15 protein-coding genes are annotated in these 12,995 nt (G+C 70.6%); 11 read left to right on the forward strand and 4 right to left on the reverse strand.

The features are described 5' to 3' along the window. From AB3M82_RS10900 to AB3M82_RS10930, 7 genes are all read left to right on the forward strand, one after another. Complete coding sequence (locus AB3M82_RS10900; protein ID WP_412957905.1) at positions 1-843, forward strand: carbohydrate ABC transporter permease; 843 nt, start codon at positions 1-3, stop codon at positions 841-843. Further along, positions 840-1,754: a PfkB family carbohydrate kinase gene (locus tag AB3M82_RS10905; protein ID WP_412957906.1), complete on the forward strand. Its 915-nt coding sequence runs from the start codon at positions 840-842 to the stop codon at positions 1,752-1,754. The genes AB3M82_RS10900 and AB3M82_RS10905 overlap by 4 nt, the downstream gene beginning before the upstream one ends. Before the next feature lie 15 nt (positions 1,755-1,769). Beyond that, positions 1,770-2,507, forward strand: a complete 738-nt coding sequence (locus tag AB3M82_RS10910) for a GntR family transcriptional regulator (protein ID WP_412957907.1) — start codon at positions 1,770-1,772, stop codon at positions 2,505-2,507. A 68-nt stretch (positions 2,508-2,575) separates the two neighbouring features. Then, positions 2,576-3,022: an FAS1-like dehydratase domain-containing protein gene (locus AB3M82_RS10915; protein ID WP_412957908.1), complete on the forward strand. Its 447-nt coding sequence runs from the start codon at positions 2,576-2,578 to the stop codon at positions 3,020-3,022. Beyond that, the gene (locus AB3M82_RS10920; RefSeq protein WP_412957909.1) at positions 3,022-3,420 is read left to right on the forward strand and encodes a MaoC/PaaZ C-terminal domain-containing protein; all 399 of its coding nucleotides are present in this window, start codon (positions 3,022-3,024) and stop codon (positions 3,418-3,420) included. Before AB3M82_RS10915 ends, AB3M82_RS10920 begins: the two co-directional genes overlap by 1 nt. 14 nt (positions 3,421-3,434) lie before the next feature. Further along, the gene (locus AB3M82_RS10925) at positions 3,435-4,565 is read left to right on the forward strand and encodes a UDP-N-acetylmuramate dehydrogenase (RefSeq protein WP_412958038.1); all 1,131 of its coding nucleotides are present in this window, start codon (positions 3,435-3,437) and stop codon (positions 4,563-4,565) included. Between the two features lie 34 nt (positions 4,566-4,599). Next, complete coding sequence (locus AB3M82_RS10930; protein WP_412957910.1) at positions 4,600-4,998, forward strand: VOC family protein; 399 nt, start codon at positions 4,600-4,602, stop codon at positions 4,996-4,998. Positions 4,999-5,002: 4 nt separating this feature from the next. Here AB3M82_RS10930 and AB3M82_RS10935 read toward each other — a convergent pair whose 3' ends face one another. Both AB3M82_RS10935 and ald read right to left on the reverse strand, forming a co-directional pair. Next, complete coding sequence (locus tag AB3M82_RS10935; RefSeq protein ID WP_412957911.1) at positions 5,003-6,205, reverse strand: pyridoxal phosphate-dependent aminotransferase; 1,203 nt, start codon at positions 6,203-6,205, stop codon at positions 5,003-5,005. Between the two features lie 72 nt (positions 6,206-6,277). Next, positions 6,278-7,363: an alanine dehydrogenase gene (ald, locus tag AB3M82_RS10940; protein WP_412957912.1), complete on the reverse strand. Its 1,086-nt coding sequence runs from the start codon at positions 7,361-7,363 to the stop codon at positions 6,278-6,280. A 105-nt stretch (positions 7,364-7,468) separates the two neighbouring features. On the opposite strand from ald, the gene AB3M82_RS10945 reads away from it, so the two are divergent. After that, entirely contained in the window at positions 7,469-7,987 is a 519-nt protein-coding gene (locus AB3M82_RS10945) for an Lrp/AsnC family transcriptional regulator (protein WP_412957913.1), read from the forward strand. Between the two features lie 156 nt (positions 7,988-8,143). On the opposite strand, the gene AB3M82_RS10950 is transcribed toward AB3M82_RS10945, so the two are convergent. Next, positions 8,144-8,575 (reverse strand): hypothetical protein, encoded by a 432-nt coding sequence (locus tag AB3M82_RS10950; RefSeq protein ID WP_412957914.1) that lies wholly within the window; start codon positions 8,573-8,575, stop codon positions 8,144-8,146. A 235-nt stretch (positions 8,576-8,810) separates the two neighbouring features. Here AB3M82_RS10950 and AB3M82_RS10955 point away from each other — a divergent pair, with 235 nt between their 5' ends. Continuing rightward, complete coding sequence (locus AB3M82_RS10955; protein ID WP_412957915.1) at positions 8,811-10,367, forward strand: glucoamylase family protein; 1,557 nt, start codon at positions 8,811-8,813, stop codon at positions 10,365-10,367. Between the two features lie 166 nt (positions 10,368-10,533). Here AB3M82_RS10955 and AB3M82_RS10960 read toward each other — a convergent pair whose 3' ends face one another. Then, a complete protein-coding gene (locus tag AB3M82_RS10960) occupies positions 10,534-11,184 on the reverse strand; it encodes an amino acid deaminase (RefSeq protein WP_412957916.1) in 651 nt (216 codons plus the stop codon). Positions 11,185-11,303: 119 nt separating this feature from the next. Here AB3M82_RS10960 and AB3M82_RS10965 point away from each other — a divergent pair, with 119 nt between their 5' ends. Further along, positions 11,304-12,002 (forward strand): HAD family hydrolase, encoded by a 699-nt coding sequence (locus AB3M82_RS10965; protein WP_412957917.1) that lies wholly within the window; start codon positions 11,304-11,306, stop codon positions 12,000-12,002. Positions 12,003-12,004: 2 nt separating this feature from the next. Further along, complete coding sequence (gene phnD / locus AB3M82_RS10970) at positions 12,005-12,994, forward strand: phosphate/phosphite/phosphonate ABC transporter substrate-binding protein (RefSeq protein ID WP_412957918.1); 990 nt, start codon at positions 12,005-12,007, stop codon at positions 12,992-12,994. Position 12,995: the final 1 nt, after the last annotated feature.

Raw genomic sequence — 12,995 nt, forward strand, 5'->3', positions numbered from 1 at the left:
ATGAGCAGCATCGGCCTGCGTCCTCTGGAGCGCCTTGGGCGTCTCCCCGTCTATGTCGTCCTCGCGATCTACGCGATCGTGATCGCCTATCCGCTGCTGTGGATGGTGATCTCGTCGTTCAAATCGTCGTCGGAGATCTTCACCGACCCGTGGGGGCTCCCGTCGGTCTGGCTCGTCCAGAACTACGCGGCCGCCTGGGACCGCGGCATCTCCGACTACTTCGTGAACTCGGTGATCGTGACCATCGTCTCCACCATCGCCACCGTGGCTGTCGCCGCGCTGTGCGCCTACGGCATGGTGCGGCTGTCGAGCCGGATCGCGAACGTGGTCCTGGTCGTCGCGATGGGCGGCCTGGTCGTCGCGCCGCAGGTGAGTCTGATCCCGCTGTACCGGCTGCTCGATGCGATGGGCCTGCTGAACACGTACTGGGCGATGATCCTCCCGTACGTCGCCTTCCGGCTGCCGATGGCCATCCTCCTGATCCGCTCGGTGTTCCTCGGCATCCCGCGTGAGCTCGAGGACGCGGCGACGATCGACGGATGCCGTTCGCTGGGCGTCTTCCGGCACGTGTACCTGCCGCTGAGCGCCTCGGTGCTCACGACCGCGACCGTGCTGACGGCCTACTTCGCCTGGAACGAGTTCCTGTTCGCGATCGTGTACATCGATGCGGACGCGCTGCGCACGATCCCGGCTGGATTGATGTCGTTCCGCGATTCGCTGTCGACGGAGTGGGGCGTGCTGCTGGCAGGATTGACGATCGCCGCCCTGCCCATCGTGGCCGTGTTCATCGCGCTGCAGCGGTACTTCGTCGCGGGTGTCGCGGCGGGGAGCGTGAAGGGATGACCGTGACCGAGCAGGAACTCCGCGAGGCGCTCGCCGCCGTCGCGTCGCCCTCCCTGGTGGGGGTGGGCGACAACGTCCTCGACTGCTACCTCGACGACGACCTGGCGTATCCGGGCGGCAACGCCCTGAACGTGGCGGCGTACAGCCGGCTCTTCTTCGGAGGGGAAGCCGGGTTCGTCGGCATCATCGGCGACGATCGCTTCGGCGACCACCTGCGCGACACGCTCGACGACGTCGGCGTGGACCGCGAGCGGGTCAGGCGGGTGCACGGCGCCAACGGCATGGCGTTCGTCGCCCTGGACGAGGACGGCGACCGGAGGTTCGTGGCGTCGAACCGCGGCGGCGTGCAGGCGGATCTGCGTCTGCGGCTGGCGGCGGCGGACCACGACTACCTCGCGGGATACGCGCGGGTGCACACCTCGGTGTACTCCTCGTTGGAGCCGGAGCTCGCCGGCATCGCCGAGCGCGGGAGCCTGCTGTCGTACGACTACTCCGACGACGCGGATCGTGCCATCGTCGCGGCGACCGGCGCGCACGTCGACGTGGGCTTCTTCTCCGGGGGCGGGCTCACCGACGACCAGGTCGACGACCTGGGAACGGCGGCCGTGGCGAGCGGCATCGACTCGGTGGTCGTCACGCTCGGCTCCCGCGGGTCCCGCGCCTTCGAGCGCGGTGCGCGTCATGCCGTCGGCATCCGTCCCGTCCAGGCGGTCGACGCGCTGGGAGCCGGCGATGCCTTCATCACCGGTTTCCTCGCGGCGAAGGCGGCCGGCGCCGATCTCGCCGGGTGCCTCGACGTCGCCGCGACGAGCGGCGCGCTCGCCTGCACGCTGCGGGGTGCGTTCGGCTACCCTGTGCATGCGGGGGACGACGCACGCGCACAGATGCTCCGACGGTATCCGTCGCCCTAGCAGGGAGGTGCCGACGTGACCCAGCTGTCGTCCGCGGTCGGATCGACCCCTCTGCACGAGCAGGTGCGCAGCCTCCTCATGCGGGAGATCGACGCCGGCACGTACGCCGAGGGCGAGCGCCTCCCCTCGGAGCCCGAGCTCTGCGAGCGCTTCGGGGTGAGCCGCATCACGGTGCGCCGCGCCGTCGCCGACCTGGAGGCGCTCGGGGTCGTCCACCGTCAGCAGGGCCGGGGCACGTTCGTCGCCCCGCGGCGCGAGGTCGTGGGCACGATGACGGTCGGCGGCTTCGCCGACAAGGTCGTGGGCGACGGGCTGAAGTCGCGGCGCATCATGAAGGCGGAAGTCGTGAAGGCGCAGGAGAAGCACGCGCGCCGTCTGGAGATCGCGGTGGGGGAGCCCGTCTTCCACCTGGTGCGCGTGTTCGCGCTCGACGACATCCCCCTCTCCATCGACGACAGCCGCTACTCGCTCACCCGGTATCCGGGGCTCGACGGGCACATCGATCACGGCACGTCCACCTACCAGGTGCTGCGCGACGTCTACGGCGTGGAGTTCTCGGAGATGTACCGCGAGATCGACGTGGGCTTCACGAACGCGCAGACGGCGGAATGGCTCGACCGCCCCGAGCGCGACCCGCTGATCGTGATCCGCAAGCGCGCGCTCGACCAGGACGGCGCGGTGGTGCACACCTCCCGGGTCAAGGTCGTGCCCAGCCGCGTCACCCTCAACATGGTGGCGCGCGCCTCGGACTGAGCCGCGGCCGGACTTTGTCCCGGCCCCGCGCGGAGTCCGCTGTCAGGACCCCTCGGTAGGATCGAGGGGTGGCAGTGAACACAGAACTGGTCGGGCGTGAGTTCCCGCCGACGCCCCCGTACCTGGTCGGCCGTGAGAAGGTGCGCGAGTTCGCGCGAGCGGTCTTCGCCGACGCCCCGCAGCACGCCGACGTCGAGGCGGCCCGCGCGGCCGGATTCGCCGACGTGGTCGCTCCGCCGACCTTCGCGATGGTGATCCAGGACCACACGCTCCAGCAGCTGCTCGCCCAGCCCGACTCCGGCATCGTGCTCGCCCGCACGATCCACGCCGAGCAGCGCTTCGCCTACACGCGTCCGATCGTCGCGGGCGACGAGCTCCGCGGGCAGCTGCGGGTCACCGGCATCCGGATGATGGTCGGCAACGCCATGATCACGAGCGAGGCCGAGATCACGGATGCCGAGGGTGCCCATGTCGTGACCGCGACCAGCGTCCTGCTGGTCGGAGAGGGGGAGTGATGGGCTACTCGGTCGGAGACGTGGTCGCCGAGCGCACGGTGCACCTCACGCGCGAGTCGCTGGTGCGCTACGCCGGGGCCTCCGGAGACTTCAACCCCATCCACTACCGCGATGACGTCGCGGCATCCGTCGGGCTTCCCGGCGTGCTCGCGCACGGCATGCTCACGATGGGCCTCGCGTCGTCAGTGGTCGTCGCAGCCCTCGACCCGCAGGCGCGCATCCTCGACTACGGCGTCCGGTTCACCAAGCCGGTCGTCGTCGACCCGGTCGACGGGGCCGACGTGCACGTGGTGGCGACGGTGGGCGTCGTCGACGAGGCGTCGATGCGCATCGACCTGAAGGTGACGTTCGGCGAGGCGACGGTGCTGGTCAAGGCGCAGCTCCGCGTCGCGCTCTGATGGGCGCCGCCGACATGCACGAGATCGCGCCGGTCCCTCTCGCCGCCCTCACGACCCTCGAGACCGGGGGAGCGCCCGAGCGGATGCTGGAGGCGACGACGACCGAGGGTCTGGTCGAGGCCCTCCGTGCGACGTGGACCCGCGGCGACGAGTGGTTCGTGCTCGGCGGCGGATCGAACCTCTTCGTCGGCGACGACGAGTTCGAGGGCACCGTCATCCGGGTGCGCACCACGGGCATCGACGAGCTCCCGTCGCCCCACGAGGGGCGCATCCGACTGCGGGTGCAGGCGGGGCACGGCTGGGACGACCTCGTCGCGTACGCGGTCGAGCACGGATACGCGGGGCTCGAGGCCATGAGCGGCATCCCCGGCACGGTGGGCGCCGCGCCCGTGCAGAACATCGGGGCCTACGGGCAGGAGATCCAGGAGACCCTGGTCGAGGTCGAGCTCATCGACGAGGCGACCGGGGAGGTGTCGACCGTTCCGGCGGGCGACCTCGGACTCGGGTTCCGCACCTCCGTCCTCAAGCACCACTACGGCAGCGAGCCGCAGCGCCGGGCCGTCATCCTCTCGGTCACCTTCGACCTGCGGGTCGCGCACGAGCGCGTGGTCCGCGGGGAGCAGCTGCGTCGCGCGCTCGTCCTCAGCGACGACCGCCCCGTGCCGCTGGCCTGGGTGAGGGAGCGCATCCTCGCGACACGCGCCTCGAAGGGGATGCTGTGGGACGAGGAGGATCCCGACACCCACGGCGTGGGGTCGTTCTTCCAGAACGCGATCGTGCCCGAAGCGGTGGCCCGCTCGCTGCCGCCGGAGTGCCCGCGCTGGCCGGTGCAGCCCGATCTCGACGCCGTGACCGTGATCCCGCTCGCCTCCTACGACGGGCTGGTCCCGGCGCCCCGGCGCGAGCCCGCCGACGTGAAGGTGAGCGCGGCCTGGCTGATCGAGCATGCGGGCATCCGCAAGGGCTTCCGGCTGCCGCGATCTCGCGCGTCGCTGTCGACCAAGCACGCCCTCGCCCTCACCAACCGGGGCGGGGCGACCGCCGCGGAGGTCGCGGAGCTCGCGCGCTTCATCCAGAGCCGCGTGCACAGCGAGTTCGGCCTGGTGCTGCAGCCCGAGCCGGTGCTCGTCGGCGTCGAGCTGTAGGACCCGCCGCCCGACCCGGGCGTACACTCGCCGGATGAGCGCACCGACCCCCTACCTCCTGTTCCCGGGCAACGCGGCAGAGGCGTTCGCCGACTACCGAGCCGTGTTCGGCGGCGAGCTGCAGCTGCACTCGTACGACGAGATGGGGCGGCACGACGGCCCCGCCGACGCAATCGCGCACGGCGAGCTGCGCGGCGTCGTCGACATCGCCGGAGCGGATGCCGGCGCAGACGACGACGCCGTGCAGATGGGCGGCATGTTCCTCTCGCTGCTCGGAACGGCGGATCCCGGGACACTCACGCGCTGGTTCGACGCGCTCGCCGCCGACGGCCGCGTGATCACGCCGCTGGAGACCCGGCCGTGGGGCGACGTCGACGGCACGCTCGTGGATCGCTACGGCATCCGCTGGCTGATCGGCTTCCCCCCGGAGTAGCGCGTCAGGAGGCGAAGAGGCGCTGCAGTCGCTGGACGCCCTCGAGCAGGGCGTCGTCGCCGAGGGCGTACGACAGGCGCAGATATCCGCTGGGCCCGAACGCCTCGCCGGGGACCACCGCGACCTCGGCCTGCTCGAGGATGAGGTCGGCCAGCTCGAGCGAGGAGGTCGGGGTGACGCCGCCCCACGTGCGGCCGAGCAGGCCCTGCACGTCGGGATACACGTAGAACGCGCCGAGCGGGTTCGGCACGACCATGCCGTCGATCTTGGACAGCTCCGCGACGATCAGTCGGCGGCGCCGGTCGAATGCCTCGCGCATCTGCTCGGCCTCGGTCTGAGGACCGTTCAGCGCGGCGATCGCGGCCTTCTGCGCGACGTTGTTCACGTTGCTCGACAGGTGCGACTGCAGGTTGCCGGCGATCTTGATGGCGTCGGCCGGGCCGACCATCCAGCCCACACGCCAGCCGGTCATGGCGTAGGTCTTCGCAACGCCGTTCACGAGGATCGTCTGGTTCGCGAGCTCGGGCACCGCCTGCACGATCGAGACCGCCTCGGCGCCTTCGTACGTGAGGTTCTGGTAGATCTCGTCGCTGATGACCCAGATGCCGTGCTCGAGCGCCCACTGGCCGATCGCCGCGGTCTCGTCGGCGGTGTACACCGAGCCCGTCGGGTTCGACGGCGACACGAAGACGAGGGCGGTGGTCCGCGGCGTGCGCGCGGCCTCGAGCTGTTCCACGGTGACCTTGTAGTCCTGGTCGGCCCCGGCGAACACCTCGACGGGGATGCCGTCGGCCAGGCGGATCGCCTCCGGGTACGTCGTCCAGTACGGCGCGGGCAGGAGCACCTCGTCGCCGGGGTTCACGACCGCCTGGAACGCCTGGTAGACCGACTGCTTGCCGCCGTTCGTGACGATGACCTGGCTCGGCGAGACCTCGAGGCCGGAGTCGCGCAGAGTCTTGGCGGCGACCGCCTCGCGCAGCGCGGGGAGTCCGGCGGCGGGGGTGTACCGGTAGCTCGCGGGGTCGGCGAGGGCCTCGGCCGCGGCATCCACGATGAACTGCGGCGTCGCGAAATCGGGCTCGCCGGCGGCATACGAGATGACGGGCTTGCCCTCCGCCTTCAGGGCCTTGGCCTTCGCGTCGACCTTGAGGGTCGCGGACTCGGCGATCGCGGACAGTTTGCGGGAGAGAGGAGCGCGTTCGGTCACGACTACGAGCGTACTCGGGGGCGCGAACGTTGTGCGGGGGTGAATGCCGCGAAGATCTCGGGTTCTTACCGGTCAGAGACCGTGCGCCTGTGCGACGGCGTCGAGCGTGATGCGGCCGTGCTGCACGTTCAGCCCCTTCGCGAGAGCCGGGTCGTCGGTCGCGGCGCGTTCCCATCCCTTGCCGGCGATCGCCGAGACGTAGGGGAGCGTGGCGTTGGTCAGCGCGCGGGTCGCCGTCTCCGGCACCGCGCCGGGCATGTTCGCGACGCAGTAGTAGATGGAGTCGTGCACCGCGAAGGTCGGGTCGTCGTGCGTGGTCGGACGCGAGCCCTCGAAGCATCCGCCCTGGTCGATCGCGATGTCGACGAGCACCGAGCCCGCCTTCATGCCGGCCACCATGTCGTCGGTCACGAGCTTGGGTGCCGCGGCGCCGGGGATCAGCACCGACCCGATCACGAGGTCGGCGGTCGCCAACTCCTCGGCGATGTCGTAGCGGCTCGACGCCCGCGTCTCGAGCGCGCCCCCGTACCGGTGCTCGAGCTCGCGCAGGCGGGGTAGGGAGATGTCGAAGACCGTCACCTTCGACCCCAGGCCGAGTGCATTGGCGGCGGCGTGCTCCCCGGCGACCCCGCCGCCGATCACGACGGTCTTCGCCCGCGGCGTGCCGGCGATGCCGCCCAGCAGCATGCCGCGACCCCCGTTCGAGCGCAGCAGCGAGTACGACCCCATCGTGACCGAGAGCCGGCCGGCGATCTCGCTCATGGGAACGAGCAGCGGCAGGCTCCGGTCGGGCAGCTGCACGGTCTCGTAGGCGACGGCGGTCGTCCCGGCGGCGACCAGCGCCTCGGTGAGCGCCCGGTCGGCTGCGAGGTGCAGGTACGTGAAGAGGGTGAGGTTCTCACGCAGGAACCCGTACTCCTGGGCGATCGGCTCTTTGACCTTGAGGAGCAGATCGGCCTCGCCCCACGCCTCGGCGGCGGACCCGACGATCTCGGCTCCCGCGGCGCGATACGCCTCGTCGTCGATGCGCGACCCCAGGCCGGCTCCCGCCTGGACGAGCACCCGGTGGCCCTCGTGGGTAAGGCGGTCGACCCCCGCAGGGGTCAGCGCGACGCGGTTCTCGTTGTTCTTGACCTCGGTGGGTACGCCGATCTTCATCGATCCTCCAGGATGGGTGAGGCGGGATGCAGAAAGGATCGCAGAAACATCTGTCGAGCGACAGATTTGGCGAAGATCATTCGCCCAGAGGCCACATCCTGAATAATGATTCGCATGGAGACCTCCGCCGACCCCGATCAGCCGAACAGCCTTCGGGCGCCGGCGCTCGATCCGATCGATCGGCGCCTCGTCGCGCTCCTCGCGGAGGACGGGCGCCGCACCAACGCCGAGCTCGCCAGCACGCTCGGCGTGGCGCCGTCGACCGCGCACTCCCGCCTGCGCTCGCTCCTCGAGCGGGGCGTCATCACCGGGTTCCACGCCAGCGTCGACGAGCGGATGCTGGGCGCCGGACTCCAGGCGATCATCGGCGTGAGCCTGCGCCCCAGCGCCCGGCGCGAGAGCATCGTCGAGTTCGCCGATCGCGTGCGGGCGCTGCCGCAGGTGATCCAGGTGTTCTTCCTCGGCGGAGACGACGACTTCCTCCTGCACATCGCCGTCGCCGATTCCTCCGAGATGCGCGAGTTCGTGCTCGAGCACCTCTCGGCCCAGAGCAGCGTCGCCTCGACGCGCACGAGCATCGTCTTCGACTACCACCGCAACTCGGTCGCGGCCTCGTTCACCTGACGCCGCGGCATCCGCTCCGGCATCCGAGGCGGCTCATCCCATCGCGTGATCGCACTGCTCCCGTCGCGCGAATGGCCGATATGCGCGCTCATAGCGACCATTCGTGCGACGGGAAGCCGCGGCGCGCGACGGGAAGCCGCGGCGTGACGGGAAGCGTCAGGCGCCGAAGGCGCTGGGCAGGGCGCAGTAGTCGGCGAAGCGCCGGGTCGGGGCGTCCGGGTCGGTGACGTCGACGAGCACGGATGCCGCGGTGTGCGGCTGCTCGTCGCCGGCGAGCTGCCAGACCGTGAAGTTCCACAGGCCGCGCGCGCTGGCGCTCACGAGGGCCGCAGGTCCCGACACGATCAGCACGCGGTCGCTGCGGTCGGCGCGGAACGGGGCGATCACGTCGGAGCGCAGGGCCTCCTCGTCGCCGTCGGCGGTGTGCGCGCGCTCGACCCGGTGACCTGTAGCAGTGAGCGCCGCGGCGAGGTCGTCGGCCGCGCGACGGGAGCGCTCGGCATCCGCCCCCGCGACCGCGAGCAGCCGCGCGCCCGTCGGGTACAGGTGCAGGAACTCGCTCGCGATGTCGCTCCAGATCTCGGTCATGCCTTCAGGCTACGCCCGGAAACGGATGCCGCGGTCGGCTCGGGCGACGGGACGAGGGGACGGTCGGTCGCGCACCCTCCGCTCCGGTCGCGCGAGTGGTCCCTCTCAGCTGCCAAGAGCGACCACTCGTGCGACGGGAACGCCGCGATGTCACATATTGAGTCCCCCGACCGGCGGCATGTAAGTCTTGCGGTGCTGGGGAGCATGGTCGGCGACGTGCTCTCGAGGAGGAACGATGAAACGATGGATGGGCGCCGCAGCGACGATCGGTCTGGTCATGGCCAGTCTGACCCTGGCCGGGCCGGTGGCGGCGGATGCCGAAGAGAGGGACTCCGCCGATCTGCATCGGTGGGCGCAGGACACCTGGCGGTCGTTGACGGCGATGACCGACGAGCGGACGGGACTGCCGGCGGACCACATCTCCGGCGATCTGGCGACGCTCAGCGCCTATACCTCGCCTACCAATATCGGCGGATACCTGTGGTCGACCGTGACGGCGCGCGACCTCGGCCTCATCGGTGCCGATGAGGCCCGCGACCGCATGTCGGCCACGCTCGACACGCTCGCCGACCTCGACCGCCATGACGCGAGCGGGATGTTCTACAACTGGTACTCCCCGACGACGGGCCAGAAGCTGACGTCCTGGCCGGGGTCGGGCGACCCCGTTCATCCGTTCCTCAGCTCGGTGGACAACGGATGGCTGGCCGCCGCGCTGAGGATCGTGCGCGGAGCGGAGCCGCTGCTCGCTGCCCGGGCCGAAGCCCTGTACGACTCGATGGACTTCTCCACCTTCTTCGACCCCATCGGGGTGGCTGACCTTCCCGGCGGCTCGATTCGCGGGGGCTTCTGGGATTCGGCGCCGCCGGACTGCAGCGTCGCTTCGGCGATGCACGGCCACCCCGGTCACACCGTGTATTACACCTGCCACTACTACGACACGACGGTGAGCGAGAGTCGCATCGCGATCTACCTCGGCATCGCCGACGGCGACATCCCGGCGACGGCGCTGCACGGAACACGGCGCACGATGCCGCCGGGTTGCGGCTGGTCGTGGCAGGAGCAGCTGCCGCAGGGGGAGTATCGCACCTACGACGGCGCCGAGGTCTGGGAGGGGGTCTACCGGTACGAGGGCATGTCGTTCGTGCCGAGCTGGGGCGGCAGCATGTTCGAGGCGTTGATGCCCGACCTCCTCGTCCCGGAGACGACCTGGGGCCCGACGTCGTGGCGACTCAACCACCCCATCACCGTCGCCGTGCAGAAGAAGCACGGGCTCGATGACGCCGGGTACGGCTACTGGGGATTCTCGCCGGCGAGCAACCCGTTCGGCGGGTACGGGGAATACGGCGTCGACGTCGCCGGGATCCGGTCCGACGGCTACGCCTCCGACGTCGAGCGGACCGACGCGGATGTCGACAAGCCGGGGTGCTCGGACGGCGCCCGCCCATCGCCCGACTTCGGCGACGGAGTGGTGACCCCGCACGCGTCCTTCCTCGCGCTGCCCTACGACCGCAAGGCGGTGATGAGCAACCTCCGGGGACTGGAGGACGACCTCGACGTCTACGGCCCCGGCGGATTCTACGACGCGGTCGCCGTGGGGAGCGGGACGATCGCCGAGCAGTACCTGTCGCTCGACCAGTCCATGATCATGGCGGCGATCGGCAATGAGCTGACCGGAGACCTTCTGAAGGACTACTTCGTGGATCCCGACATGGAGAAGCGTCTGCGTCCCGCGATGCGGCAGCAGGAGTTCGGAGCGTCGTGGGGAGCCGGGGGCGAGAGCTGCGCGGCGTGATCCCTCGACCGCTCAGTCCCGCGCCGTCTCGAGCAGGCCCCGGTGCTCGGCGCACGCGCCGGTGAGCGTTCGCGTCATACCGCGCTGCCGTCGCACGTCCGGTCGCGCGAGTGGTCTTTCTCGGCGCTGAGAACGACCGCTCGTGCGACGGGAGCGCCCGGGCGCGTCAGACCGCGTTCCAGCGGAGGCGCGGGTCGGTGGTGAACGCACCGAGCGGGACGGATGCCTCGGCGACGGGGAACAGCGTCACGAGCAGTGGTGCGGCACCGGTGCGGGGCGCGACGGTGTAGGCGAGCGCCGCCGGGCCGTTCGCGACGCTCAGCGCCACGCGTGTCGCGCGTCCGTCGATCTCGGCCGTCGCGCTCGCCGCGGGGGTCGAGAGGAGGGCGGATGCTGCGGCCGACGCCCGCGCGAGCAGGGTCGAGTCACTCGTCCAGGGGTGGAACGCGTCCGAAGGGAGACCGCAGGCTGAGGCGAGCGCTCCGGCGATCCAGCGATCGCGCTTGAGGCCGTACGGCGTCTCGGCCAGGGAGAGGAGGTAGCCGTAGCAGTGCACGAGTCCGGCGTTGCCCACTGGCCAGACGGCCCGGAGCCCGGCGCGGCGGTGCAGGTCGTCGAAGAGGGGGCGGGAGATCACGGGCGCTCCGGTGTTCTCGTCGATCACGGTGGAGAGGCCCCATCGGGCGAACCGACCGGCGGTGCGGTCGCGGTGTATCGACGCGCCGAGCCAGGGGAGCATCTCGAACCCGGCAGCCAGCCCGGCTGCCGGGTCTTGGCTCGCGAGAGCGGCGCGAGTGAGATCGGACAGGTCGGACACAGCGCTCACCATACGCGACCGGTGTGGACGGATTGTTCATGCGGCGTTCACGCGGTGGGGACTTTCTGTCCATAACGCTTGCTCATGCTGGACGGAGCGTCCACATCAGAAAGAAACCTGTGACCTCCATCCTCCTCTTCGATTTCGACGGCACGATCGCGCTGGGCGACGGCCCCGTGCTGGCCTACGCCCGGCACGTCGCCTCGGCTCTGGATGACGGCGACGGCTTCGTCGAGAGCATCCGCACGCTGCTCGCCGCCGCTGACGGCGAATCCCTCGACGGCTACGACGCGGTCCGTCGCGCGGCCGAGGAGAGGGGAGCGGATGCCGCGCTCCTCAGCGCCGCCTACCTCGCGAGCCGCGGCGAGCTGGCCACCCCCGCCGCTCCCGTGGTGGCTCCCGCGGGGCTCGCCCGATTCCTCACGGGCGCGGCCCCGTGCGCGGACCGGGTGCTCGTCACCAATGCGCCGGCCATCCGCATTGCGGAGGCTCTCGACGCGCTCGGGCTGACGGGCCTCTTCGATCGCGTCGTCACCGACGCGCGCAAGCCGGCGGGCCTCGAGGCGGTGCTCGCCGCGCTGCCCGCCGGGTCCCGCGTGCTGAGCATCGGAGACATCTGGCACAACGACCTCGCTCCCGCGCACGCCCGTGGCCACGCCACCGCCCTGATCGGGGGCTTCGCCGACCCCGAGGCCACCCCCAGTTACCGTGCGACCGCCTTCGACGAGCTGATTCCCCGGCTCGAAGCCTGGCTGCGCGTCCCCGACTCCCCCCCTTCCGTCCCCTCTCTCACCCACACCCACCACCTCGAAGGATGACCATGCGTACCTCTCCGTTCCGCCGCCCCGCAGCGGGAATCGTCGCCGCCGGCGCACTGCTGACCGTCGTGCTCGCCGGCTGCTCGTCGACCACCGCGGCACCCGAGGACTCGGCCGCCCCGGCCGCCGACCCCGACTCGATCGTGCTCGCCCTCGTCCCGTCCCAGGATCAGGACGGACTCGTCGACACCGCCGCCCCGCTCACCGACTACCTCACCGAGGAGCTCGGCATCGAGGTCACCGGCGTCGTCTCGAAGGACTACCAGGCCGCCGTCGAGGCGATGGGAGCCGGTCAGGCGCAGATCGGCTTCCTGCCGTCGCTGCAGCTGTGGCAGGCCAACGACATGTACGACGCCTCGGTCGTGCTCCAGACCGAGCGCAACGGCAACATCACGTACCCGGCGCAGTTCATGACGAACAACCCCGACAAGTACTGCGAGGACGAGCCCGTCGACCGCGACGGGATGCTGTTCTGCAACGGCGCCGACGCGATGACGGGCCCCGCCGGCCTCGACAGCATCGACAAGGTCGAGGGTGCGAAGGTCGCCGTCCTCGGCCCGGGCTCCCCGGCGGGCTACATCTACCCGATCCTCGCGCTGCAGGAGGCCGGCCTCGACACCGACACCGACATCCAGCAGATCCCGGTGACGGCGAACGACGCCTCGGTGCTGGCCGTCTACAACGGCGACGCCGAGGTCGGCTTCAGTTTCTGGGACGCCCGCACGATCGTGCAGAAGGACACCCCGGACGTCGGCCAGAAGGTCGTCGTCTTCGCGATGACCGAGGAGATCCCGAACGACGGCGTCGCGCTGTCGTCCGAGCTCTCGCCCGAGCTGCAGGAGCGCATCACGAAGGCGCTCGAGGACTTCTCGAACACCGAGGAGGGCTCCGAGATCCTCACGAGCATCTACTCGATCACCAAGCTCGCTCCGGCCGACCCCGACTCGCTCGACGTGGTCGCCCGTGCCGCCGAGGCCCTGGGGCTCCAGTAAG

The sequence above is a fragment of the Microbacterium californiense genome (assembly GCF_047246625.1).
Taxonomy (GTDB): Bacteria; Actinomycetota; Actinomycetes; order Actinomycetales; family Microbacteriaceae; genus Microbacterium.